This window comes from Pseudomonas sp. MYb327, assembly GCF_040438925.1.
Classification (GTDB): Bacteria; Pseudomonadota; Gammaproteobacteria; order Pseudomonadales; family Pseudomonadaceae; genus Aquipseudomonas.
The window spans coordinates 884,125-906,689 of record NZ_CP159258.1 but is presented as its reverse complement, the minus strand read 5'-3'; the positions used below and the strand labels follow the sequence as shown (position 1 = coordinate 906,689).

Genomic DNA, 22,565 nt, shown 5'->3' with positions numbered 1-22,565 from the left:
CCCTGTCCGATTACTCGCGGGGAACAAGATCCAGGCACACCGAATTGATGCAATAACGCAAACCGGTTGGCGGCGGACCGTCGGGAAACACATGCCCAAGGTGCGCATCGCACTTGGCGCAGACCACTTCGGTGCGGATCATGCCGTGGCTGACATCACGAATCTCGGTCATGGCGCTATCGCCGATCGGCGCATAGAAGCTCGGCCACCCGCAGCCGGAATCGAACTTGGTCTTGGAATCGAACAACGGCTCATTGCAGCAGATGCAGTGGTAAATACCGTCAGTCTTGGTGCCGTTGTACTTGCCGGAGAACGGGCGCTCAGTGCCCTTGAGCCGACAAACGTTGTACTGCTCCGGATCGAGCATGGCTTTCCATTCTTCCAGGGTTTTTTCCAACTTTTCCATCGTCACACCTCAGCGGCTGAAAAAGCCCGATCTGTACCTTTTCCACGGATCGGGCGGCACGTATGATTGCGCCTCGTCAAACGCCAGTCTGGCAGCCAGACCACGCGCATTCAAACGGATTTATGGGTGCTGCATTTCAGGGCGTCAGGCCTGTGTAACTACGCAGGATTCCCAGTACGGTTGTTCATACGCCGCCTGGATCGTTCATTTTCGGGAACACATCGCCATGCAGGTCAGCAAATCGAACAAGCTCGCCAACGTCTGCTACGACATTCGCGGCCCGGTGCTCAAGCACGCCAAACGACTGGAAGAGGAAGGCCATCGCATCCTCAAGCTGAACATCGGCAACCCGGCGCCCTTTGGTTTCGAAGCGCCGGACGAAATCCTCCAGGATGTGATCCGTAACCTGCCGACCGCCCAGGGCTACAGCGACTCCAAAGGCCTGTTCAGCGCGCGCAAGGCCGTCATGCAGTATTACCAGCAAAAGCAGGTGGAAGGTGTCGGCATTGAAGACATCTACCTGGGCAACGGCGTTTCCGAGCTGATCGTGATGTCGATGCAGGCCCTGCTCAACAACGGCGACGAAGTGTTGGTGCCGGCCCCTGACTACCCACTGTGGACCGCTGCGGTGAGCCTGTCGGGCGGCAACCCGGTGCACTATCTGTGCGACGAGCAGGCCAACTGGTGGCCGGACCTAGCCGACATTAAGGCCAAAATCACGCCTAACACCAAGGCCCTGGTGATCATCAACCCGAACAACCCGACCGGCGCGGTGTATTCGAAGGAAGTGCTGCTGGGCATGCTGGAACTGGCGCGCCAGCACAATCTGGTGGTGTTCTCCGACGAGATCTACGACAAGATCCTGTACGACGACGCTGTGCACATCTGCACCGCTTCCCTGGCGCCAGATTTGCTGTGCCTGACGTTCAACGGCCTGTCCAAGTCCTATCGCGTGGCGGGTTTCCGCTCCGGCTGGATCGCCATCTCCGGCCCGAAACACCACGCCCAGAGCTACATCGAAGGCATCGACATGCTGGCCAACATGCGCCTGTGTGCCAACGTGCCGAGCCAGCACGCGATCCAGACCGCATTGGGTGGCTACCAGAGCATCAACGACCTGGTGCTGCCGCCAGGGCGCCTGCTGGAACAGCGCAATCGCACCTGGGAATTGCTCAACGACATTCCGGGCGTGAGCTGCGTCAAGCCTATGGGCGCACTGTACGCGTTCCCGCGCATCGACCCGAAAGTCTGCCCGATCCACAACGACGAAAAATTCGTCCTCGACCTGCTGCTCTCCGAGAAGTTGCTGGTCGTGCAAGGCACGGCTTTCAACTGGCCATGGCCGGATCACTTCCGCGTCGTGACCCTGCCGCGTGTCGATGACCTGGACATGGCGATCGGCCGCATCGGCAACTTCCTCAAGTCCTATCGCCAGTAAGTGGTCGTTCACCGTGCGATGCCGGAACCCGTCGCACGGTGATTCATTCAGCAACACATGTTTGCGCCCTACCAATCACTGACACCTGAATCCCTGACGGGCAACTCCCCACCTGGTTGCGTATAACAATCTCGGGGGCCTGGACGTCAATTGGCCTACAAAAGCTTCCTTATTCAACATCGGAAATGCCCTTCAAGCAGCTAAGCTCTTGCTGTAGGACACAGTTTGAAATAGTCACCCGGTTGAATACCCAGAAGCAGCACCTTATATACCCCGCAGTACGCTACATCTTTAGCATAAGGAGATTTCTACAACCATGATGCGCATCCTGCTGTTTTTGGCCACTAACCTGGCGGTCGTGCTGATTGCCAGCATCACCCTGAGCCTTTTCGGCTTCAACGGGTTCATGGCGGCCAACGGGGTTGATCTCAACCTCAATCAGCTGCTGATTTTCTGTGCGGTCTTTGGTTTTGCCGGTTCTCTGTTCTCGCTGTTCATCTCCAAGTGGATGGCGAAGATGAGCACCAGCACCCAGATCATCACCCAGCCACGCACGCGTCACGAGCAATGGCTGTTGCAAACTGTCGAGCAACTGTCCCGTGAAGCCGGGATCAAGATGCCGGAAGTCGGGATTTTCCCGGCCTACGAGGCAAACGCCTTCGCCACCGGCTGGAACAAGAACGACGCATTGGTCGCGGTTAGCCAGGGTTTGCTCGAGCGTTTCTCGCCAGATGAAGTGAAAGCCGTTCTGGCCCACGAAATCGGCCACGTAGCCAATGGCGACATGGTTACCCTGGCGCTGATTCAGGGCGTGGTGAACACCTTCGTAATGTTCTTTGCACGGATCATCGGCAACTTTGTCGACAAGGTGATCTTCAAAAACGAAGAAGGACAAGGCATTGCCTACTACATTGCGACCATCTTCGCCGAACTGGTCCTGGGTATCCTGGCAAGCGCCATCGTCATGTGGTTCTCGCGCAAACGCGAATTCCGTGCCGACGAAGCCGGTGCAAACCTGGCCGGTACTGCCGCGATGATTGGTGCGCTGCAACGCCTGCGTGCCGAACAAGGCCTGCCGGTGCACATGCCTGACACGCTGAATGCCTTTGGCATCAATGGTGGCATCAAACAAGGGTTCGCCCGCATGTTTATGAGCCACCCGCCGCTGGAAGAGCGTATCGATGCGCTGGCTCGTCGTCGGGGCTGATAATCCCACGGTGACAAAAAACGGGGCGATCAGATCGCCCCGTTTTTTTTCCCTGAAGAAAGATCGCAGCCTGCAGCGTCTCCTACTGGAGCTGCTGCAGGCTGCGATCTTTTGCTTTTAACGGCCCGTCAGCCGATAAACCCGTTCCTCCAGCCGCGTGATGCCCGCTTCCAGAAACTTCCCGCTCTCGCTCAGCACATCCTGATCTTCCAGGATCTTCAGCGCCCACGAGGCCCCTAACAACCGCTGAACTTCTTCATCCAGCACGGCAAACGGCGGACCGGGCATTTGGGCCTGGTCGTAATCCAGCGTAATCAACAACCCAAGCGCATCCTTCGGCAGAATCCGTATCAGATGAGCCGCGTATTGCTCACGCATTGACGGTGGCAGCGCAATCAGCGCGGCGCGGTCGTAAAGTGCGGCGCAATCGGCGACATCTCCAGCCGTCAGCGCGAAAAAATCACCGCACCAAAGCTCGATCGAACCGGCCCGATAGACCTTGAAAGGCCCCTGCTCAGTGACGTCGGGGTCGAACTGATGCTCATTGAAAAAATCTTGAATGGCCTTTTCCGATAGCTCGATTCCCAACACCTCGTGGCCTTCGCGTGCGAGCCACAACAAATCCAGACTCTTCCCACACAACGGCACCAGCACACGTGCGCCATCGTCCACGCCTAATTGCGGCCAAAACCTTTGCAGAAAAGGATTCACTTGCGGCAAGTGAAAGCCGATCTGATTCGACGCCCACTTCTTGTGCCAAAACTCCGGCTGCATAAGTAACCCCAAAATTCGATCAAAACACCCTAAAACTTATATTAGATTTAGATCAATGATCTGACTGAAGATGGCACCATCTTACGCTCAGGAGCTCATTCATGTTCCCCAGTCTCTACATATCCCATGGTTCCCCCATGCTGGCCCTGGAACCCGGCGCCAGCGGACCGGCCTTGGCGCGCCTGGCGGCAGAGATGCCAAAGCCCCGCGCCATCGTAATTGTTTCCGCGCACTGGGAAAGCGATGAACTGTTGGTCAGCGGAAATCCCCGGCCGGACACCTGGCATGACTTCGGTGGATTTCCCAGGGCATTGTTCGAAGTGCAATACCCCGCACCCGGTGATCCGCAACTGGCAGTAGAGGTTATCGAACTGCTGAAGGCCGGTGATCTCCCCGCTCGTATCGACAGCAAACGGCCGTTCGACCACGGCGTTTGGGTGCCCTTGTCTTTGATGTACCCGCAGGCGGATATCCCGATTGTCCAGGTTTCGCTCCCGACTCGTGGCAGCCCCGCGCTGCAAACCCGGGTCGGTCATGCCCTGGCCAGCCTGCGTGAACAGGGTGTGCTACTGATCGGCTCCGGCAGCATCACCCACAACTTGCGCGAGCTGGACTGGCATGCCGGCCCAGAGAGCGTCGAGCCATGGGCGCAAGCGTTCCGTGACTGGATGATCGAAAAACTCGCGGCCAACGACGAGGCTGCCCTTCACGATTATCGCCGGCAAGCACCGAATGCCGTGCGTAACCATCCCAGCGATGAACATTTGCTGCCGCTGTACTTTGCCCGCAGTGCCGGTGGAGATTTCAGCATTGCCCATCAAGGATTCACCATGGGTGCGTTGGGCATGGACATTTATCGATTCGGGTGATCGAAGATACAGAAACGAAAACGGCTAACCCATGGGTTAGCCGCTGTTGCCGAGTGTCACTGTTCATAAAGTTATGCGAGTCGCCCTCGTACCTCCTGTTTGACACCCCAGCCTTCAATGATGCCGCCCAGTGGCTCGACCACCGCTTCGAACCCCTGCTCGAAGTCGCCAATGTCATCGTAAGTGGCGTACATGACCTTGCTCAACTCCAACGCCCAGGCGCCGTCGTCACGCACACTGATCTGCGCATTCAAGGATTCACCACGGTAATGACCCGCCGCCCTGCGTGCCCGCTCCTCGTCCGGGAAAATGGCGTAAAACTCGATGGGATGGAACCGTGAAAAGTCGAAACCGCCTTCTTTCATGCGGCGCAGCACGCTGCTGCTGATGTCTTCTTGATAGGCTGTGCTCATGAAACGTCCTCCTCAACTGATGGATAGACTTTCCGTACTCCCAGCGCTCGCCACCAATCTGTGCGAGCGACGGCAACCAATGCGCCAACGGGAAACAAGCATGTAGCTGACAAGACCAGACCTTAGCGATTCATTCGCTGATCTTGCTTGCAGATTAGCCCCAAGATAGAGCCTCTGCCAAGGCCTGGTTGAGAATGTGACAGGTGCGGTTCAGATTGGCGTGATGCCGAGGATTTGAATGCTGTTCTGGGACTTGAGACTTTTGACAGTCGCGTCAGTGGTTCGCCCTTCCAGATCGTTCAGATCCAGTTCGGCAGCGACGGGAAGGAGCCGGGCCTTGATGAGTTTGGCGGCGTGTTCGTTATCCGGGCACTCGTCGCACTCAAAGACTTCGTCGACAGTTTCACCGTGATCATCCACGAAAGTGATTTTCCACTTTTGCATCAGTGCCTCCTCGATAAAACCCGCAATTGGGCTTACATCTATCTGGACTTTTGCTCTTTCTGATCGTTCAAATGGATCATGCGTCTGGAATAAAAACATACAACCTGTGGTAGCTGGCTTGCCCGCGATTGGTTCACTGCGGCGTGTTTGACGGACCGCAGCGTATTCATCGCTGGCAAGCCAGCTTCTACAAGGGCATCAAGTATTTCTTCAGTCGTTGCTTGGCTTGTTCACTGCTTGCAGCACGTATTGCGGCAACGCGAACGCACCGATGTGGATTTCCGGATTGTAGTAGCGGGTGTTAATACCGCTGTCGGCGAAACGCTGTTGCAGGGTTTCGCGGGACAATTTTCGATAAGCGGTATTGGTCGCACCCCAGGCGAAGGTCATCGAGCCGCCGATGTAAGTCGGCACCGCGGCTTGATAGAAATGCCAGTCGGGGAACAGGCTGCGCAGGCGACCGGCGGTGGTTTTGACTTCTTCGATCTGCATGAAAGGCGTGCCGTTCTGGGTCACGAGGATGCCGCCTTCGTTCAGGCAACGGTGGCAGGCCTGGTAGAAATTTTCCGAAAACAGCACTTCGCCCGGACCGATCGGGTCGGTGGAGTCGGAAATGATCACGTCGAACTTTTCAGTGGTGGTGGCGACGAATCGCATGCCGTCGTCGATCACCAGGTTCAGGCGTGGATCATCGAACGCACCGTTGGAGTGGTTCGGCAGGAACTCCTTGCACATGTCGACCACGGTGCCGTCGATCTCGACCATGGTGATGTGTTCAACGTTGCCGTGCTTGGCGACTTCACGCAGCATGCCGCCGTCGCCGCCGCCGATGATCAGCACGCGCTTGGCATCGCCGTGGGCCAGGATCGGCACATGGGTGAGCATTTCGTGGTAGATGAATTCGTCGGCTTCGGTGGTCTGGATCACGCCATCCAGCGCCATCACCCGGCCCATGCGCGGGTTTTCGAAGATAACCAGGTGCTGGTGCTCGGTGCGCACTTCGTGCAGCAGTTTTTCCATGCGAAAACGCTGGCCGTAGCCTTCGTAGAGGGTTTCCAGGTAGTCGCTGGCTGGGATGTTGCTCATGGGAAGTGCTCCGATGAATGCGGTGGCAACGGACGGTTACCCGCCCATGATGGCCAATCGATCGGCTCGATTGCCCGGGAAAGGCGCGCATTCTACGTCGCGGAACATGACAGGTCGAACCTTCTGATTCACACAATCCCTGTGGGAGCTGGCTTGCCAGCGATAAGATCTGCGCAGTGCACTTTAACGACCGCGTCGCCTGCATCGCCGGCAAGCCAGCTTCTACAGTTTTGAGCGTTCAGATTCTGACATTCCCCCGCGGCCCGGCAATGGCCCAGATGATCAGGCCCAAAACCGGCAGCAACAGGATCAACAGCACCCAGAGGACTTTCATCCCAGTGTCGGCGCCACTTTTCAGTACGTTGATAATTGCCCAGATGTCCAAGGCAAGAATGATCAGGCCTACCAGGCTATTGAACGTGGAACCCATGGTAACGCTCCCGAAGAGTGATTTGCCCTCTTAGGATAGCCGGGCATTGCGAGGGTTCCGTTTTTATTGACAGCTTTGACGTTTCAGACGTGGATAGCGACTTTCAAGGCTTCCAGGGAAGGCGCGGCCGCGATGCCGACTTCGGCACACAATTCCAGAACCCGTGGCACGTCGTTGCCGAAAACCAGTACGACTTGCAGCTCGTCGTCGAGCAACTGGCTGAAATTCATCAGCACGTAACCGCCATTTTCCTTGTTCAGGCTGCTCATCTGCACCTGAATGCGGTTGAGCGCGGTCAAGGCCTCGGTCTTGGCCAGTTGCTTGGGTTTGATATTGAAATCGACACCCGGGCCAAACGAGTCAACGATTTGGGCGAACAGATCCATGTAGGTATCGGCCTGGAACAGCACTGTTTCCGGCAAGCTGCCGACGACCACCCATTCGCCCAGCGGAATCGGGAAAGTGTCGTCGTAGTTGATATCCGGATTGGCCGTCAGAAAACCCTCTGCATCAGCATAGGCCTGGGCCGCTTCGTCAGCGACCTTGAGGATTTCGTCATCGCCCATGCACCCGGAGCTGATTTTGCTGATGAGTTCGACGAGTGCGACTTTCATGGGGTGGATCCTGTAGCGAGGGAATTTTGAGGGCGCGAAGGATACCGCATTCTCAATGACATTGTGGCGAGGGAGCTTGCTCCCGCTGGGGTGAGGAGCGCCCCCAAATTGACCATTTGCGACTACTTCGCAGCCGAGCGGGGAGCAAGCTCCCTCGCCACAGAGGTATTGCGCAGTATCAGCCCAGCAATTTTTCCAGCTGCGCGATGGTATCGGTAGCGCCCAGCGTCTTGGCGGCGTCCAGTGCGGTGACGCCATTGGCGTCCTTGGCTTTGGGATCGGCGCCTTTGCTGATCAGGTAGTCAACGATCGCCACGCGGTTGAACATCGCAGCCATCATCAACGCGGTACGGCCGTCGAAGGACGAACCTTCAACCTGCGCGCCACCTTCGACCAGCGCCGTGACCACGGCCAGGTCACCCTTGAAGGCCGCACCGGCGATCGGGCTTTGACCGTTGTCGTTGCGGATCTCCGGGTCGGCCTTGTGTTCGAGCAGGACTTTTACGGTTTCCACATGGCCATGGTAAGCGGCCAGCATCAGCAAGGTGTCGCCCTTGTGGTTGCGCAGGTTCGGCGGCAGGCCCTTGGTCAGCAGCGCAGCCATCATGGCCGCATCGCCCTCGCGTGCCTTGTTGAATACCTGTTCGGCAAACTCCGCAGCTTCTTCGGGGGTCATTTGGCGGCTTTGGTCTGACATTGGACACTCCACTTTCTGTCATTCGGAAAACCGACAGTTTCCCGAGCAGCCTGGACACTGTCACTTCTTTTTTGTGGTGCGGGCTCATAGCCACATTCAATAGCGGTATTTCCCACTGCGAATGTCGATCAACACTTGATCGGTGACTTGCACGTAGGTTTCGCTTCCTGGCAACCACGCGTAGATCGGATCATCGCCGGTTCTGTCCGGGTCGAAGCCTTCGTCCTTGAGCCGGGTTTTCTGGTATTTGAAGGTGCCGGTGGTCTCCATTTTCACTTTCACCCGCAAGAACAATGGCACCGCGTAGGCCGGCATGTGTTGCCGGGCGAAGGCCAGTAGTTCGCTGAAATCCAGGGTCGCCAGGGATTCGGCCGGGGTAATCGCGGCCATTCCCGCGCGGCCGTTGGTGTTGCGGATTTCCACGCCATAAGCCACGGCTTCGGAAATGTGCGGGTGTTGCAGGAGGATGTTTTCGACTTCGGTGGTCGAGACGTTTTCGCCCTTCCAGCGATAGGTGTCACCTAAGCGATCGACGAACTGCGCGTGACCAAAACCGATGTTGCGCAACAGGTCGCCGGTATTGAAGTAACGATCGCCGTTGACGAATACGTCATGCAGGACGACTTTCGCGGTTTTCTCTGGATCGGTGTAGCCGTCCAGTGGCGCCTTGTCGTCGATTTTCGCTAACAGTAACCCTTGCTCGCCTTTGCCGACCTTGCGCATGAAGCCATTGGCCTGGCGAAGAGGCGCGCCGCTGTCGTGATCGTACGCGGCCAACTCCCAGGACATCAGGGAAAAACCGACGGTGTTGTCAAAATTCAGAATGTTGGTGAAACCGATGTTGCCGTCGCTAGCCGCATACAGTTCGCAGATGTGATTGACGCCAAAACGCGTCTTGAACTCGCTCCAGGCGCCAGGGCGCAAGCCATTGCCGATCATCTTGTTCACGTGGTGCTGGTTGTCTTCTGCGCTGGGCGGCTGATCAATCAGATACCGGCACAACTCGCCGACGTAACCGAGGGTGGTCGCCCGGTACTTGCGCACGTCACTCCAAAACTGACTGGCGCTGAATTTGCGGCGAATGGCAAAACCCGAGGCCCCGCTGATAGCCGAGCCCCAGCACACACAAAGCCCGGTGGCGTGATAGAGCGGCAAGGTGCAATAGACGATGTCGTCCGGGCGCATATCCAGGGCGATCATGCCGAAGCTCGCCGAGCTGCGCATCCAGCGGCCATGCTTGAACACCCCAGCCTTGGGCAATCCCGTGGTGCCCGAGGTGTAGATGTAGAAGCAAGGATCGTCGAAAAAAATCTGCTGGCTGCTCGCCGGGTTATCGCCGCAGGTGTCGATGCTGGCTGTCATCAGGTTGATGAAGCCCTCGGGCGCAATGCCTGGATGGCTGTAAGTGTCCTGATCGGCGACAAACCAGGTACGCACCGCCGCGATCGGCACCCGTTCGCGCACCGCCTGAAATGCCGGAAGCAATTCTTCGCCAACCACGATCGCCACCGGCGCTACCAGGATCAGGCTGTGCGCGAGGGCATCCCGGGTCTGTGAGGTATTGAGCAAGGCACTGATGGCACCGACTTTGGCCACCGCCAGAATCGTTACCAGCAGTTCCGGACGATTCTCGATGAAGACTGCGACCACATCGCCCTTGCCGATGCCCTGGGTAGTCAGGTGATGGGCGATGCGATTGGCCCACTCGTTGACCTGTGCATAACTCAGCGTCACTTCGCCATGCAACAAGGCCGGGCCATCGGGATTTCGCAAGGTCGCTTGCTCGAAACTCCAGCCCAGGCCACACGATTGGGTCGGATCCTTGACGTTGGCAACCTTCATTCCCTTGACCACCCGAGGAATGGCTTTGGCAATCGAAGGCAGCTTGCGGAGCATCATGCTCCAGGTAATCTTGGCGCTTGGCGTGCGGCTCATGGTTGCTCCCGTTCGATCTTCTTATTATCGGGCGGCGTAGATTGAGTCCGAAAATACGTCAACGGTTCTGGCGCTGTACACGCAGTTTTTGAAATGTTTTGTATCCGCGAAGCGATGCGAAAAATGGTGAGCACCGGGATGCCGAATGGTTCCATTCAATCGCCGACGATCTCGCAAAATGCAGGATGCACGATGGCCCTTCATGCAGATTGCACGAAACAAAAAATCCACAAAAAATATAAGTTATTGTTTTATAACGATTTTTATCAATTTCAAATACTGGCACAATCGCTGCAGCTCTCTCCGCATGCTTGCCATTCAAGTACTTACGGAGCTGAAAGACATGAGCCTGATCCAGGAAAAATTTGCATCCTTGTTCTCCAACTTCGAAGTCTCCACCCAGGCACGACCTGACGGCGGGATTCTGCTGACGCTGCGCGGCGGCGCAGAAGACAGAGTGTTCAAACGCTCGATTTCCTATCAGCAATTGCACAACGGCGACCAATTGTCGTGGGTCATCAGTGCGATTCGCCGTGATCTGGCTGAACAAGCGAGTGAACTGCCGCAAATCTCCATGCTGCAGAGTCAGCAACGGTTTGCCCTGCCGACTTATCACTCGCTGTAAATGTTCAAGCGGGAAAGATTAAAAGATCGCAGCCTTCGGCTACTCCTACATAAAGCCGTGTAGGAGCTGCCGAAGGCTGCGATCTTTTGAGTTGGGTTTTTACTTTAAAACACCAAAGGATCGATTCGCGCAAAACTGTCCACAGTCACGTGCCCTGCCAGCTCACCGCCCTCGCGGGCCAGTCCGCAAGTCGCCATCCCCGCTGCACGCGCCGCATCGAGCTCTTCGACGATGTCCGACAGGAACAAAATCTGCGCCGCTTCCAGGCCAATAGCCTTCGTGATGTTGGCGTAGGACTGCGGTTCTCGCTTGGGCCCCGACGTGGTGTCGAAATAGCCGCTGAACAACGGCGTCAAATCCCCCGCCTCCGAGCAGCCGAAGACCAGGCGCTGTGCCTGGATCGAGCCCGAGGAATAAACGAACAGTTGATAGCCTGCCTGATGCCAGCGCTTGAGCGCTTCGACCGCATCCGGATACACGTGACCTTTCAAGTGTCCGGCCTGATAGCCCTGCTCCCAGACCATCCCTTGCAAAGCCTTGAGCGGCGTGGCCTTACGGTCTTCGGCAATCCAGCCCAGCAATATCTCGATGACCCGCTCGACGTCGGCATTCGGCTCGTTGCTGTCGAGGCGTACGGCGGCCAATTGTTCGGCCACATCTGAGCGCTCGGCGTTCTGGCGGACGAATTCCGGCAGGTGTTTGGCGGCGTAAGGAAACAGCACGTCGAACACAAAACTCACCGCGCTGGTGGTGCCTTCGATGTCGGTAAGAATCGCTTTGATCGGCATCGACTCAGTCCTCAAGACGCGGGAAACGGCTGGCGATGTCTTCGCCGGTGAAATTGGCCACCCAGCCTTCCGGGTTGTTGAACAGGCGGATCGCGACAAAATGCGGATGCTCGCCCATGTCGAACCAGTGCGGGGTGCCGGCCGGCACCGAGATCAGGTCATTTTTCTCGCAAAGTACGGCGTAGACGTAGTCGTCGATGTGCAAGGTAAACAGCCCACGACCGGCGACGAAAAAGCGTACTTCGTCTTCGCCATGACGATGTTCGTCGAGGAACTTGGCGCGCAGCTCGGCTTTTTGCGGGTGATCGCTGTTGAGGCTGATGACATCGACGGTGATGTAACCGCGCTCGGTCATCAACTTGTCGATCTGCTCCTGATAGGCGGCGATCACTTCCTCCTGGCCGGCGCCGGGCTGGATCTTCGCCGCGGCTTGCCAACGGTCGAAACGCACGCCTTGCTCAGCCAGGGTCGACTGAATATCTTCGAGATGGGTCAGCACCTTGTTGGGAATTTCAGGGCTGGAGACGTGGTAAACGGACAGGCTGCTCATCAGGGCAACTCCTTAACGGTTCATGCTTTACGGTTAGAGAGCGAGAGCATCTTCAACTCGCACTCGAACAAAAATTCAAAGGCCTCGATCTGCCGCAGGGCGTCGCTCATGCGCGCGCCCCAGGTGTAGAGGCCATGGCCGCGAATCAGATAACCCACGCAATCGGGGTGGGCTTCGAGCCAAGGCTGAACCTTGGCGGCGAGGCGCGCAATGTCCTGATCGTTGTCGAAAATCGGCACCCGCACACGGGATTCGTGGGTCGAAACACCGCTGAAGGCTTTTTGCAGCTCGTAGTCTTCGAACTCGATGAAATCCTCTCGCGTCAGCCGCGACAGCACCGTCGCATTCACCGAATGGGTGTGCAGCACCGCGCCGATTTCCGCGCGCCAGTTGTAAAGTTGCGTGTGCAGCAACGTTTCGGCGGACGGTTTCTTCCCCGGTTCCAGGCTGTTGCCCGACAGGTCGGTGGCCAGCACATCGTCGAGGCCCAACTGGCCTTTATGTTTGCCGGACACCGTCAGCAAGGCTTCGGTCGCCGACAAACGGTTTGAATAATTGCTGCTGGTGGCCGGAGACCAGCCACGGCCATAAAGAAAACGCCCGGCGTCGATGATTTCCTGGGCGAGGTGTTCACGGGTAAGGCTCATGGCCTGTCCTCTTGCATACGTGTGGCAATGATAACGGCAGCCGCGAGGGCTGCGAGACTGGCAATACTAAAGGTCCATGCCGCGCCGAGTGCGTTCCAGCTATAACCGGAATACAACGCGCCCAGTGCGCCGCCGGTGCCGGCCAATGCGGCGTACAACGCCTGGCCCTGCCCTTGCTGGCGCGCGCCGAAGCTACGTTGCACGAATGAAATGGCAGCGGCGTGAAAGCTGCCGAACGTCGCCGCGTGCAGCACTTGGGCAAACAACAATACCCAGAGAAACTCGGCCAATGACCCGAGCAATATCCAGCGCAACGCCGCCAATAGAAAACTCGCCAGCAGCACCCGGCGGATTGAGAAGCGCGCAAGAATCTTGCTCATGAACATAAACATCAAAACCTCGGCCACGACGCCGACGGCCCAGAGCATGCCGATCACGCCACGGCTGTAACCCAGACGTTCAAGGTGCAAGGTCAAAAACGTGTAATACGGCCCGTGGCTCATCTGCATCAGCGCCACGCAACCATAGAACGCCAAGACGCCGGGGCTGCGCAATTGGGCGAGGAACCCGTCCCCCGTCAAGCGTTCACCCTGGATCGGTTGAGCGTTCGGCACCCACAGACTGCTGAGCACGATACCGGCCATGATCAGCACCAGCGCCGCTGGGTAAATGTCGAGGCTAAGCCATTCGAACAAGCGCCCGAGCGCGACCACGGTGATGATGAAACCAATGGAGCCCCACAGGCGAATCTGGCTGTAGCGCGAGGTCTGCCCGTTCAGGTGCGCCAGGGTGATGACTTCGAATTGCGGCAATACCGCGTGCCAGAAGAACGCGTGCAAGGCCATGACCATCGCCAGCCAGGCGTAAGTCTTGCTGACGAAAATCAGCGAAAACGTCAGCAGCGTGCAGACCGCGCCGAAGCGCACGATGGCCAGGCGCCGGCCAGTGTAGTCACCGAGCCAGCCCCAGATGTTCGGTGCAACGCAGCGCATCAACATCGGGATCGCCACCAACTCGCCGATGCGCGCCGCGGAAAATCCGAGATGATCGAAGTACAGCGCCAGGAACGGCGCTGTCGAACCGAGCAAGGCGAAATAAAACAGATAGAAACTGGAAAGCCGCCAGTACGGGAGCGCCGCCAACGTCGTCAGACCCTGGCGGCCGTGAGGTCGGCCATTAAAGCTGACCCAGCACCGGCGTGCTCACGCGCACATCGGCGTTCTGCCCGCGGTGACGCAGCAGGTGATCCATCAGCACGATGGCCATCATTGCTTCGGCAATCGGCGTGGCGCGGATGCCGACGCACGGGTCGTGGCGCCCCTTAGTGATCACGTCCACCGGATTGCCGTTGATGTCGATGGAACGGCCTGGCGTGGTGATGCTGGACGTCGGTTTCAGCGCCAGGTGCGCGACGATCGGCTGACCGGAAGAAATGCCGCCGAGGATGCCGCCAGCGTTGTTGCTGAGGAAACCTTCCGGGGTCATTTCATCGCGGTGCTCGGTGCCGCGCTGGGCGACACTGGCAAAACCGGCGCCGATTTCCACGCCCTTCACTGCGTTGATGCTCATCAGCGCGTGGGCCAGTTCGGCGTCGAGGCGGTCGAAAATCGGTTCGCCCAGACCCGGCATTACGCCTTCAGCCACCACGGTGATCTTCGCGCCGACCGAATCCTGGTCGCGACGCAACTGGTCCATATAGGCTTCCAGTTCCGGCACTTTGTCCGGATCAGGACTGAAGAAGGCGTTTTGTTCGACCGATTCCCAGGTCTTGAAAGGAATTTCGATCGGGCCGAGTTGGCTCATATAGCCGCGAATGACGATGCCCTGACTGGCCAGGTACTTTTTAGCAATCGCACCAGCGGCCACACGCATCGCGGTTTCGCGGGCCGAACTGCGGCCGCCGCCACGGTAATCGCGCTCGCCGTATTTGTGGTGATAGGTGTAGTCGGCGTGGGCCGGGCGGAACAGATCCTTGATCGCCGAGTAGTCCTTGGACTTCTGGTCGGTGTTGCGAATCAACAGGCCAATGGCACAACCGGTGGTACGACCTTCGAACACGCCGGAGAGGATTTCGACTTCGTCGGCTTCCTGGCGTTGGGTGGTGTGGCGGCTGGTGCCAGGCTTGCGGCGGTCCAGGTCGCGCTGCAGATCCTCAAGGGAAATCTCCAGGCCCGGCGGGCAGCCATCGACAATGGCGACCAACGCCGGACCATGGCTTTCGCCAGCGGTGGTGACAGTGAACAGCTTGCCGTAGGTATTGCCGGACATGCGGGACGCTCCGTGAAATCGAACCTGAATACGTAATGCGCGCCAGTATACGCAGGCTACCCAAGTAGTTCATCCTCGAACCTTATGGGTGCCGGTGAGTCCAACCGGCATCTTGTTAATGATGGCGTGATGATGCTGCGAGTTCTAGCCTTGAGCCTTACCCTGATTTCCGGCTTCGCCCAGGCCACTGTCCTGCAAAGGCCGATCACGTTGGACACCGGCACCGGTGAGCTTTTCGGCTCATTGCTGTTGCCAAAATCCGACACACCGGTGCCGGTTGTCCTGATTATTTCCGGCTCCGGTCCTACGGATCGCGACGGAAACAACCCCGAGGGCGGGCGTAACGACAGCCTGAAACGACTGGCCTGGGTGCTGGCCAAACACAACATCGCCAGCGTGCGCTACGACAAGCGCGGCGTGGCCGCGAGCCTGGCGGCCACACCGGACGAGCGTAATCTGACGGTAGAGGCCTATGTCGCCGACGCCGAAGCCTGGAGCCGAAAACTTAAAACCGATCCGCGCTTCAGCCAGCTGATTCTGTTGGGCCACAGTGAAGGTGCGTTGATCGCCAGCCTCGCGGCGCCGAGCGTCGATGCGGCGGCGGTGATTTCCATGTCCGGCAGCGCCCGGCCGATCGATCAAGTCTTGCGCGAGCAACTGGGCAATCGCCTGCCACCACCGCTAATGCTGCGCAGCAATGAATTGCTCGACAGCCTCAAGGCCGGAAAAACCGACAACAACGTACCGCCGCAATTGCAGGTGATTTTCCGCCCAAGTGTGCAGCCGTACCTGATTTCGCTGTTCCGCCAGGACCCGGCGGCGGCGTTCGCCAAACTGAAAATGCCGGCGCTGATCATCCAGGGCAGCAACGACATTCAGGTCGGCATCAACGACGCCAAACTGCTCAAAGCCGCCAAACCTGACGCCGAACTGGCACTGATTGAAGGCATGAACCACGTCATGCGCATCGTGCCCAACGACGTAAAACGGCAATTGGCTTCCTATAAAGATCCGCAATTGCCCCTGGCGGCCGAGCTGGGTGCGCGAATCCTTGGGTTTATTGACGGACTTCGCACCAGTTAAGCGCTGTTTGCCCTCCAGTCCTGAAAAAAACGGCCGATAAGCCTTTGTCGCCAGCGCACTGGCTGGCGGCAAGCAGAGCTTGGACAGGATCTCGCCGTTATGACTGATACCCAGACTTCACCTGATACCACCGCGGAAAAAGACGCACCGCCAGCGGTCGAGCTACCCTGGGCGGACGTCCACGTCGAGCACCACAAGATGCTCCGTCTGGCGCCGTTGCAGACCGACCGCCACACCGGTGGGCGGCCCCTGCGCTTTGTCGAATTCGGTTACGCCGAACGCAATGACAAACAGCGCAGCCTGATGCGCATGAGAATCACCCTGCCCGGCCAACGCGTGCGCAAGGAACAGAATCACCTGGACGTGTGGGTCGATCATGCCGACAAACGCGTGCATTTCGGGCCGGACAGCGGCCTGCAGATCGAACCGCTGAACCGCGGCATCGGCCGCTTCATGGCGGCGCAAGGCATTACTTGGGCGAAGAAGAGATGGCCCGGTTACACGGTCGACGGCACCGACCTGAACAACAAGGACGCGCTAAACGAAGACACCCGCCTGCGTCGCGATCACTTTCTGCGGGTGCATGGTTTCGATGTTGTTTACGCTGACGCCCAGCATTTGAAGGGCAGCGTCAAAGCGGTGCAGGTCGGCGACCTGACCGGCGACTGGAACACTGAAAAACTGCAGATCGTGGAAATTATCGAGGCAGCGCAGATGCTTCAGCAGGCCGAACAGAATCTGGCGGAGCAGGAAGTCAAACTGAAGAAACACGAAGAGAAGGTCAGCAAGTACAAGCGCGAAGACGCCGGGTTGCGTTTCACCATTACTTGCCTGGTGTCGTTTGCGGTGTTTCAGGCGGGGTTGTTGATCTGGATTGCGACGCACCGGTAACCGGCGGCGTGCCATCGCTGGCAAGCCAGCTCCCACAAGTTTGGTGTTTGCCACTGACTTGGGCACGACCTGCAGGAGCTTGCTTGCCAGCGATAGGGTTTCAACGACCGGCGCCGTGCGGCTGCTACGCAGCCGAGCGGGAGCAAGCTCCCTCGCCACAATCATTGAAGTCATACACGGGAAGCGAACAACGCCTGATGATCGCGGCACTGTTCGGCGGTCAACATGAACACCCCATGCCCACCGCGCTCGAACTCTAGCCAGGCGAAGTCGACTTCGGGGTACAACGCCTCGACGTGAACCTGGCTGTTACCCACCTCGACAATCAACAAGCCCTTCTCGGTCAGGTGATCCGCCGCTTCGGCGAGCATGCGCCGCACCAGGTTCAAGCCATCATCGCCGCACGCCAGGCCCAGTTCCGGTTCGTGCTGGTATTCGTCCGGCATGTCGGCGAAATCTTCGGCATCGACGTAAGGCGGGTTCGACACGATCAGGTCGAAACGCTGCCCCGGCAAACCATCGAAACCATCGCCCTGCACGGTGTAGACCCGCTCATCGACGCCGTGGCGCTCGATGTTCTGGTTGGCCACTTCCAGCGCTTCGAACGACAGATCGGCCAACACCACTTCGGCGCTCTGGAACTCGTAAGCGCAGGCAATACCGATGCAACCGGAGCCGGTGCACAGGTCGAGAATCCTTGCAGGTTCGGTGCCCAGCCACGGTGTAAAACGGTTTTCGATCAATTCGCCAATCGGCGAACGCGGGATCAACACGCGCTCGTCGACGATGAACGACATGCCACAGAACCAGGCTTCACCCAACAGATAAGCCGTCGGCACACGTTTTTCGATACGACGCTTGAGCAAATGCTGCAGGTGGACGAGTTCGTCTTCTTCCAGATTGCAGTCGAGGTAGCTGTCGGCGATTTCCCACGGCAGGTGCAGCGCACCCAACACCAGTTGACGGGCTTCGTCCCAGGCGTTGTCGGTGCCATGGCCGAAAAACAGATCCTCCCCATGGAAGCGGCTGACGGCCCAACGGATATGGTCACGCAGGGTGCGAAGGCGGGAAGTGATCACGACGGCAAACTCCAGAAAAATCGACGGGCGATTCTATCAGCCAAACGACGTCACGACGACGCAGGAAAAACACCGGAGCAAATGTAGGACTATTCTCTTTTTTCAGCCGGGTATTGAACAAAACGGATCACTTGACAACGCTGCACGCCAGTAACGACGGTGCCTACGATGGTAGCGATTCACAGAAGCGCTCAGCCAGAGGACAATGGCGCAAAAGCCCCACTCCGAGGAGCCCCAGAATGTCCGTTCCACAAACGATGTTTCAACTCAGCGGCCGCGGTTACGCAGCAGCCAAACTGAGCCACGCGACCCTCATCATCATCGATGCCCAGAAAGAATATCTCAGTGGTCCGCTGGCCCTGAGCGGCATGGATGCTGCCGTCGCGAACATCAAACAATTGGTCACTGCTGCCCGCGCCGCCGGCCGACCGATTGTTCATGTCAGTCATCTCGGCACCGTTGGCGGGCTCTTCGACCCACGCGGCGAACGCGGGCAATTCATTCCCGGGCTGGAGCCGCTGGACGGCGAAATCAAGATCGAAAAAATCCTGCCGAGTGCTTTCCACGGCACGGATCTGAAAAAACGCCTGGAAGAACTGGGCTCGGTGGATCTGGTGGTATGCGGCTTCATGAGCCATTCCAGTGTCAGCACCACCGTGCGTGCGGCGAAAAACCTCGGCTTCCGTTGCACCCTCGTTGAAGACGCCTGCGCCACCCGCGATCTGCCGTACAAAGGCGTCGTCCTGAGCGCCGAGCATGTGCAGCAGACCGAAATGGCGATCATGGCCGACAACTTTGCCGCCCTCGCAATGACCAACGAACTGGTTTGAAAACACCTCCATGAGCGGTCCAAACCACCGCTCATCCGCAAAAGCCGCTCAACAGCCGTAATTGTCTTAGCCTCAGGAACATCCCGGTCAACTCCCGGTCGAAGGGCCGATACCCATAGAGGAAGGTCGGAATGAAGTTATCCGATGGATTTGACGCTCGCCGCTTGCGGCCCAAAGGCCAAAGCAATTGGCGTTTTCGAATCGGCGCAGCCATTGCGGCGCTGCTGGCGATGTCCGGTGTGTTGCTCGCCATGGCCGGTGCCGCCGCCCTGTTCGGTCACATGCCGGCCCTGGGAGAGTTGAATACCAACCGGGGCGGTGCAGCGGTGATTCTGGTGATTGGCCTGTTCGTGCTGTACATCGGCGTCTGGCTATGGCGTCGTTGCCGGCGCCGTTCGCGGCAATCGCGGGAGTTGAACATGTCCCCGCATTTGATGAAAAAACACGACTGATCCGGACACCGCGCGTTTTGTCGCGCGCCCATTCGCGTCGAGTTGGGTAAACTGGCCGCCCTTCGCGGAGGCTGACATGCAAGACGACGATTTTTCCCTGTTCAAAAGCGCGATCCAAGGCGTCAAGCCGATCAAGCACGATCGCGCCGAAACCGGCAAACCCAAGGCTGACCGCGCGCAGATCGCCAAGCTGCGTCAAGCCGCCACCATTCGCACCGATGCCACGACCGTTGACGGGCTGTCTGATCAGTTCGTGATCGACGTCGGCCCGGAAGACGAGTTGATGTGGGCACGCGACGGTGTGCAGGAAAGCCAGATGCGCAAGCTCAAGATCGGACAGATTCCGTTCGAGGGCAGCCTCGACCTGCATGGCATGAGCGTGGAAAAGGCCAGGGAAACTCTCTGGGCTTTTCTCGCTGAAGCGACCAAATTCGAAATCCGTTGCGTACGCGTCACCCACGGAAAAGCCGTGCGTCTTGACGGCAAGCGACCGATGATCAAAAGCCACGTCAACACGTGGTTACGCCAGCATTCGCAGGTCCTCGGCTTCACCTCGTGTCAGGCCAGACACGGCGGCGCCGGCGCTGTTTATGTGATGCTCAAACGAACCATGATGGAAGGCCGCGACGAGTAAAGCTGACGCGTCAAGCTTGCAGCGTCGTGTTAGCCACCGTACCCTTGCCCTTTGCGTAAAAATCCCACAGGTAGTTTCATGTCCCTGGAACAGAATTACACCGCGATTCTCGGCCAATTGGGCGAGGACGTCTCCCGCGAGGGCCTGCTCGACACGCCAAAACGTGCCGCCAAAGCCATGCAGTACCTTTGCCGCGGCTATGAACAAACACTGGAAGAAGTCACCAACGGTGCCTTGTTCAGCTCCGACAACAGCGAAATGGTGCTGGTCAAGGACATCGAGCTTTACTCGTTGTGCGAACACCATTTGCTGCCGTTCATCGGCAAGGCCCACGTCGCCTACATCCCGAGCGGCAAGGTTTTAGGCCTGTCGAAAGTCGCGCGGATTGTCGATATGTACGCTCGCCGCCTGCAGATCCAGGAAAACCTCAGCCGCCAGATCGCCGATGCGGTCCAGCAAGTCACCGGCGCCCTGGGCGTTGCAGTGGTGATCGAGGCCAAGCATATGTGCATGATGATGCGCGGTGTGGAAAAGCAGAATTCGTCGATGATCACCTCGGTGATGCTCGGTGAGTTCCGTGAGAACGCCGCAACCCGCAGCGAATTCCTCAGCCTCATCAAGTAATTCCTGTCGCGAAGAAAACCGGCATTCATCGCCGGTTTTTTTTCGTCCGCAAAAAATCAGGTAAGCTGCGCGCCTTTCTCTATTAGCACCGTGAGGCTTTCAACGTGTTCGTAAAAGCGCTTCGTGTCGGCCTTGGCCAACTGATCATCTTCATCGACTTCCTCACCCGCCCAGGCAAGAAAAAGCGCCCCGCCGCTGCCCAGGCCCAGGTCGAAGCCGCTGCCAAGGACCTGACCCTGTATCAATTTCACGCCTGCCCGTTCTGCGTTAAAACCCGCCGTACCCTGCGTCGCCTGAACGTGCCGGTGGCGTTGCGTGATGCCAAGAATAACGAACAGGATCGCCAGACCCTGTTGGAGCATGGCGGCAAAATCAAGGTGCCGTGCCTGCGCATCGAAGAGAATGGTCAAACCACGTGGATGTATGAGTCCAAGGTGATTATTGATTACCTGGATAAGCGCTTTGCTGCAGCCTGATGTATTTGTGGTGTGATTGATGGCCCTATCGCCAGCAGGCTTGCGATAGGGCCGGTACAAGCGCCAAAAATTCCAGACAAAAATAAACCGGCCCTCGCGCCGGTTTATTTGTTTTCAGGCCGCTTGCGCTGCCTGCGCCTGCCGCACCACCGCCGCCAATCGCTTCAAACCTTCATCCAATCGCGCCGGATCGATATGGCTGAAATTCAACCGCAAATATCCGTGGTTGTTGTCCGGCTCAGGAAAGAACGGTTCCCCCGGCATGAACGCCACATCGTTGGCCAACGCCGTGTTGAGCAGCGTTCGAGTATCCAGCGGCTGCTTGAGCCTCAACCAGAAAAACAGCCCGCCCTGCGGCACATTCCAGTCCGCCAAATCCGAAAAGTGGGTGTCCAGCGCCGACTGAAACGCATCCCGACGCACTCGGTAGAAGTCGCGCAATTCACTCAGATGCTGCTGGAATTTTTCAGTGCCCATCCATTGCAGCGCCTGCCATTGGCCGACCCGATTGGTGTGCAAGTCCGCGGACTGCTTGAGCTTCAGCAGGTGCGGAAACAGGTCCGGACTTGCGATCAAATAGCCAACACGCAATCCCGGCAGCAGGGTTTTCGACACCGTACTGGTGTAGATCCAACTGGCCTTTTTCAGGCGGCTGACAATCGGTGTGGCACTGCCGCTATCGAAAGTCAGTTCGCGGTATGGCTCGTCTTCAATCAGGGTTACGCCGAATTCATCGAGCAGGGCCGCCACCGCGTCACGCTTGGCTTCGCTGTAACGCACGGCGGAGGGGTTCTGGAACGTCGGGATCAGGTAGATGAACGCCGGACGATGCTTTTCCAGGCGCGCCCGCAGTTGCGCCAAGTCCGGGCCATCGGCCTCCAGCGGAACAGTGATGCAGTCTGCGCCGAACAACTGGAAGATTTGCAGGGCCGCCAGATAAGTCGGCGCCTCAAGCAGGATCTCGGTGCCTTTGTCGATGTACAGCTTGGCAGCCAGATCGAGGGTTTGTTGAGAACCGCTGACCACCAGCACCTGGCTCGCCTCACATGGCACACCCAGCGCCCGGGCCTCTGCCGCCAGCACCTCACGCAAGGCCGGCTCACCTTCGCTCATGCCGTATTGGCCCATGGACACCGGCATGTCGGCCCATTCGACTTTCGGCAACATGGCTTCTGCCGGCAAGCCCCCGGCGAACGACATCACTTGCGGGCGCTGGGCGGCGGCGAGGATTTCACGGATCAGAGAACTTTTAAGGCGCGAGACACGTTCGGAAAAAGCCATGGAGATCACCGGTAGCGAGGCCAG

The 22,565-nt window shown here is 58.2% G+C and carries 27 protein-coding genes; 11 read left to right on the top strand and 16 right to left on the bottom strand.

Going from position 1 to position 22,565, the window contains the following annotated elements:
* Positions 1-10: 10 nt before the first annotated feature.
* The gene (msrB, locus tag ABVN21_RS04180) at positions 11-406 is read right to left on the bottom strand and encodes a peptide-methionine (R)-S-oxide reductase MsrB (protein WP_223505415.1); all 396 of its coding nucleotides are present in this window, start codon (positions 404-406) and stop codon (positions 11-13) included.
* Positions 407-632: 226 nt separating this feature from the next.
* Here msrB and ABVN21_RS04175 point away from each other — a divergent pair, with 226 nt between their 5' ends.
* Together ABVN21_RS04175 and htpX are read left to right on the top strand one after the other, a co-directional pair.
* Entirely contained in the window at positions 633-1,844 is a 1,212-nt protein-coding gene (locus ABVN21_RS04175) for a pyridoxal phosphate-dependent aminotransferase (protein ID WP_007983502.1), read from the top strand.
* Between the two features lie 316 nt (positions 1,845-2,160).
* Entirely contained in the window at positions 2,161-3,051 is an 891-nt protein-coding gene (htpX, locus tag ABVN21_RS04170) for a protease HtpX (protein WP_034151308.1), read from the top strand.
* Between the two features lie 117 nt (positions 3,052-3,168).
* Here htpX and ABVN21_RS04165 read toward each other — a convergent pair whose 3' ends face one another.
* A complete protein-coding gene (locus tag ABVN21_RS04165; protein WP_339555992.1) occupies positions 3,169-3,825 on the bottom strand; it encodes a thiopurine S-methyltransferase in 657 nt (218 codons plus the stop codon).
* 101 nt (positions 3,826-3,926) lie between these two features.
* Here ABVN21_RS04165 and ABVN21_RS04160 point away from each other — a divergent pair, with 101 nt between their 5' ends.
* Positions 3,927-4,694, top strand: a complete 768-nt coding sequence (locus tag ABVN21_RS04160; protein ID WP_339555993.1) for a class III extradiol ring-cleavage dioxygenase — start codon at positions 3,927-3,929, stop codon at positions 4,692-4,694.
* 71 nt (positions 4,695-4,765) lie between these two features.
* Here ABVN21_RS04160 and ABVN21_RS04155 read toward each other — a convergent pair whose 3' ends face one another.
* The 7 genes from ABVN21_RS04155 to ABVN21_RS04125 all read right to left on the bottom strand — a co-directional run bounded on the left by ABVN21_RS04155 (position 4,766) and on the right by ABVN21_RS04125 (position 10,313).
* Positions 4,766-5,107 (bottom strand): ribonuclease E inhibitor RraB, encoded by a 342-nt coding sequence (locus ABVN21_RS04155; RefSeq protein ID WP_060541568.1) that lies wholly within the window; start codon positions 5,105-5,107, stop codon positions 4,766-4,768.
* Between the two features lie 210 nt (positions 5,108-5,317).
* Positions 5,318-5,551 (bottom strand): hypothetical protein, encoded by a 234-nt coding sequence (locus ABVN21_RS04150; protein ID WP_339555994.1) that lies wholly within the window; start codon positions 5,549-5,551, stop codon positions 5,318-5,320.
* 210 nt (positions 5,552-5,761) lie between these two features.
* Positions 5,762-6,637, bottom strand: a complete 876-nt coding sequence (gene speE / locus ABVN21_RS04145; RefSeq protein ID WP_339555995.1) for a polyamine aminopropyltransferase — start codon at positions 6,635-6,637, stop codon at positions 5,762-5,764.
* Positions 6,638-6,875: 238 nt separating this feature from the next.
* Positions 6,876-7,067, bottom strand: a complete 192-nt coding sequence (locus ABVN21_RS04140; protein ID WP_339555996.1) for a PLDc N-terminal domain-containing protein — start codon at positions 7,065-7,067, stop codon at positions 6,876-6,878.
* Between the two features lie 83 nt (positions 7,068-7,150).
* Positions 7,151-7,681, bottom strand: coding sequence for a hypothetical protein (locus ABVN21_RS04135; RefSeq protein ID WP_339555997.1), 531 nt, complete (start codon positions 7,679-7,681; stop codon positions 7,151-7,153).
* A 178-nt stretch (positions 7,682-7,859) separates the two neighbouring features.
* Positions 7,860-8,378 carry an ankyrin repeat domain-containing protein gene (locus ABVN21_RS04130; protein WP_034151300.1) on the bottom strand — a complete coding sequence of 173 codons (519 nt, stop codon included), beginning with the start codon at positions 8,376-8,378 and terminating at the stop codon, positions 7,860-7,862.
* 96 nt (positions 8,379-8,474) lie between these two features.
* Positions 8,475-10,313, bottom strand: coding sequence for a long-chain-acyl-CoA synthetase (locus ABVN21_RS04125; protein ID WP_339555998.1), 1,839 nt, complete (start codon positions 10,311-10,313; stop codon positions 8,475-8,477).
* Positions 10,314-10,656: 343 nt separating this feature from the next.
* Here ABVN21_RS04125 and ABVN21_RS04120 point away from each other — a divergent pair, with 343 nt between their 5' ends.
* On the top strand, positions 10,657-10,938 hold the full coding sequence (locus tag ABVN21_RS04120) for a DUF3509 domain-containing protein (RefSeq protein WP_339556000.1): 282 nt from the start codon (positions 10,657-10,659) through the stop codon (positions 10,936-10,938).
* A gap of 104 nt (positions 10,939-11,042) precedes the next feature.
* Here the strand turns inward: ABVN21_RS04120 and mtnC are convergent, their stop codons facing one another.
* From mtnC to aroC, 5 genes are read right to left on the bottom strand one after another with little or no spacing between them, the layout of a single operon-like run.
* A complete protein-coding gene (gene mtnC / locus ABVN21_RS04115) occupies positions 11,043-11,726 on the bottom strand; it encodes an acireductone synthase (RefSeq protein WP_339556001.1) in 684 nt (227 codons plus the stop codon).
* 4 nt (positions 11,727-11,730) lie between these two features.
* Positions 11,731-12,276: an acireductone dioxygenase gene (locus ABVN21_RS04110; RefSeq protein ID WP_339556002.1), complete on the bottom strand. Its 546-nt coding sequence runs from the start codon at positions 12,274-12,276 to the stop codon at positions 11,731-11,733.
* 20 nt (positions 12,277-12,296) lie between these two features.
* Positions 12,297-12,923, bottom strand: coding sequence for a methylthioribulose 1-phosphate dehydratase (locus ABVN21_RS04105; RefSeq protein WP_339556003.1), 627 nt, complete (start codon positions 12,921-12,923; stop codon positions 12,297-12,299).
* Complete coding sequence (locus tag ABVN21_RS04100) at positions 12,920-14,065, bottom strand: MFS transporter (protein WP_339556004.1); 1,146 nt, start codon at positions 14,063-14,065, stop codon at positions 12,920-12,922. Before ABVN21_RS04100 ends, ABVN21_RS04105 begins: the two co-directional genes overlap by 4 nt.
* Positions 14,066-14,099: 34 nt before the next feature.
* On the bottom strand, positions 14,100-15,191 hold the full coding sequence (gene aroC, locus ABVN21_RS04095) for a chorismate synthase (protein WP_339556005.1): 1,092 nt from the start codon (positions 15,189-15,191) through the stop codon (positions 14,100-14,102).
* An 84-nt stretch (positions 15,192-15,275) separates the two neighbouring features.
* Between aroC and ABVN21_RS04090 the strand changes: the two genes are divergently transcribed.
* The gene (locus ABVN21_RS04090; protein ID WP_339556006.1) at positions 15,276-16,274 is read left to right on the top strand and encodes an alpha/beta fold hydrolase; all 999 of its coding nucleotides are present in this window, start codon (positions 15,276-15,278) and stop codon (positions 16,272-16,274) included.
* A gap of 99 nt (positions 16,275-16,373) precedes the next feature.
* Positions 16,374-17,165 (top strand): hypothetical protein, encoded by a 792-nt coding sequence (locus tag ABVN21_RS04085; RefSeq protein ID WP_339556007.1) that lies wholly within the window; start codon positions 16,374-16,376, stop codon positions 17,163-17,165.
* A 170-nt stretch (positions 17,166-17,335) separates the two neighbouring features.
* Here ABVN21_RS04085 and prmB read toward each other — a convergent pair whose 3' ends face one another.
* Positions 17,336-18,244, bottom strand: a complete 909-nt coding sequence (gene prmB, locus ABVN21_RS04080; RefSeq protein WP_339556008.1) for a 50S ribosomal protein L3 N(5)-glutamine methyltransferase — start codon at positions 18,242-18,244, stop codon at positions 17,336-17,338.
* Between the two features lie 239 nt (positions 18,245-18,483).
* Here prmB and ABVN21_RS04075 point away from each other — a divergent pair, with 239 nt between their 5' ends.
* The 5 genes from ABVN21_RS04075 (at position 18,484) to ABVN21_RS04055 (ending at position 21,260) form a co-directional block, all read left to right on the top strand.
* Positions 18,484-19,074, top strand: a complete 591-nt coding sequence (locus ABVN21_RS04075) for a cysteine hydrolase family protein (protein ID WP_339556009.1) — start codon at positions 18,484-18,486, stop codon at positions 19,072-19,074.
* A 131-nt stretch (positions 19,075-19,205) separates the two neighbouring features.
* Entirely contained in the window at positions 19,206-19,526 is a 321-nt protein-coding gene (locus tag ABVN21_RS04070; protein WP_339556010.1) for a hypothetical protein, read from the top strand.
* 76 nt (positions 19,527-19,602) lie between these two features.
* On the top strand, positions 19,603-20,160 hold the full coding sequence (locus ABVN21_RS04065; protein ID WP_140667195.1) for a Smr/MutS family protein: 558 nt from the start codon (positions 19,603-19,605) through the stop codon (positions 20,158-20,160).
* 78 nt (positions 20,161-20,238) lie between these two features.
* A complete protein-coding gene (gene folE / locus ABVN21_RS04060) occupies positions 20,239-20,784 on the top strand; it encodes a GTP cyclohydrolase I FolE (RefSeq protein WP_003204506.1) in 546 nt (181 codons plus the stop codon).
* A gap of 104 nt (positions 20,785-20,888) precedes the next feature.
* On the top strand, positions 20,889-21,260 hold the full coding sequence (locus ABVN21_RS04055) for a glutathione S-transferase N-terminal domain-containing protein (protein ID WP_339556011.1): 372 nt from the start codon (positions 20,889-20,891) through the stop codon (positions 21,258-21,260).
* A gap of 114 nt (positions 21,261-21,374) precedes the next feature.
* On the opposite strand, the gene ABVN21_RS04050 is transcribed toward ABVN21_RS04055, so the two are convergent.
* Positions 21,375-22,541 (bottom strand): PLP-dependent aminotransferase family protein, encoded by a 1,167-nt coding sequence (locus tag ABVN21_RS04050; protein ID WP_339556012.1) that lies wholly within the window; start codon positions 22,539-22,541, stop codon positions 21,375-21,377.
* Positions 22,542-22,565: the final 24 nt, after the last annotated feature.

Coding starts and splice junctions, on each gene's coding strand:
- msrB (WP_223505415.1), bottom strand. CDS start 406: ATGGAAAAGTTGGAAAAAACCCTGGAAGAATGGAAAGCCATGCTCGAT.
- ABVN21_RS04175 (WP_007983502.1), top strand. CDS start 633: ATGCAGGTCAGCAAATCGAACAAGCTCGCCAACGTCTGCTACGACATT.
- htpX (WP_034151308.1), top strand. CDS start 2,161: ATGATGCGCATCCTGCTGTTTTTGGCCACTAACCTGGCGGTCGTGCTG.
- ABVN21_RS04165 (WP_339555992.1), bottom strand. CDS start 3,825: ATGCAGCCGGAGTTTTGGCACAAGAAGTGGGCGTCGAATCAGATCGGC.
- ABVN21_RS04160 (WP_339555993.1), top strand. CDS start 3,927: ATGTTCCCCAGTCTCTACATATCCCATGGTTCCCCCATGCTGGCCCTG.
- ABVN21_RS04155 (WP_060541568.1), bottom strand. CDS start 5,107: ATGAGCACAGCCTATCAAGAAGACATCAGCAGCAGCGTGCTGCGCCGC.
- ABVN21_RS04150 (WP_339555994.1), bottom strand. CDS start 5,551: ATGCAAAAGTGGAAAATCACTTTCGTGGATGATCACGGTGAAACTGTC.
- speE (WP_339555995.1), bottom strand. CDS start 6,637: ATGAGCAACATCCCAGCCAGCGACTACCTGGAAACCCTCTACGAAGGC.
- ABVN21_RS04140 (WP_339555996.1), bottom strand. CDS start 7,067: ATGGGTTCCACGTTCAATAGCCTGGTAGGCCTGATCATTCTTGCCTTG.
- ABVN21_RS04135 (WP_339555997.1), bottom strand. CDS start 7,681: ATGAAAGTCGCACTCGTCGAACTCATCAGCAAAATCAGCTCCGGGTGC.
- ABVN21_RS04130 (WP_034151300.1), bottom strand. CDS start 8,378: ATGTCAGACCAAAGCCGCCAAATGACCCCCGAAGAAGCTGCGGAGTTT.
- ABVN21_RS04125 (WP_339555998.1), bottom strand. CDS start 10,313: ATGAGCCGCACGCCAAGCGCCAAGATTACCTGGAGCATGATGCTCCGC.
- ABVN21_RS04120 (WP_339556000.1), top strand. CDS start 10,657: ATGAGCCTGATCCAGGAAAAATTTGCATCCTTGTTCTCCAACTTCGAA.
- mtnC (WP_339556001.1), bottom strand. CDS start 11,726: ATGCCGATCAAAGCGATTCTTACCGACATCGAAGGCACCACCAGCGCG.
- ABVN21_RS04110 (WP_339556002.1), bottom strand. CDS start 12,276: ATGAGCAGCCTGTCCGTTTACCACGTCTCCAGCCCTGAAATTCCCAAC.
- ABVN21_RS04105 (WP_339556003.1), bottom strand. CDS start 12,923: ATGAGCCTTACCCGTGAACACCTCGCCCAGGAAATCATCGACGCCGGG.
- aroC (WP_339556005.1), bottom strand. CDS start 15,191: ATGTCCGGCAATACCTACGGCAAGCTGTTCACTGTCACCACCGCTGGC.
- ABVN21_RS04090 (WP_339556006.1), top strand. CDS start 15,276: ATGGGTGCCGGTGAGTCCAACCGGCATCTTGTTAATGATGGCGTGATG.
- ABVN21_RS04085 (WP_339556007.1), top strand. CDS start 16,374: ATGACTGATACCCAGACTTCACCTGATACCACCGCGGAAAAAGACGCA.
- ABVN21_RS04075 (WP_339556009.1), top strand. CDS start 18,484: ATGTCCGTTCCACAAACGATGTTTCAACTCAGCGGCCGCGGTTACGCA.
- ABVN21_RS04070 (WP_339556010.1), top strand. CDS start 19,206: ATGAAGTTATCCGATGGATTTGACGCTCGCCGCTTGCGGCCCAAAGGC.
- ABVN21_RS04065 (WP_140667195.1), top strand. CDS start 19,603: ATGCAAGACGACGATTTTTCCCTGTTCAAAAGCGCGATCCAAGGCGTC.
- folE (WP_003204506.1), top strand. CDS start 20,239: ATGTCCCTGGAACAGAATTACACCGCGATTCTCGGCCAATTGGGCGAG.
- ABVN21_RS04050 (WP_339556012.1), bottom strand. CDS start 22,541: ATGGCTTTTTCCGAACGTGTCTCGCGCCTTAAAAGTTCTCTGATCCGT.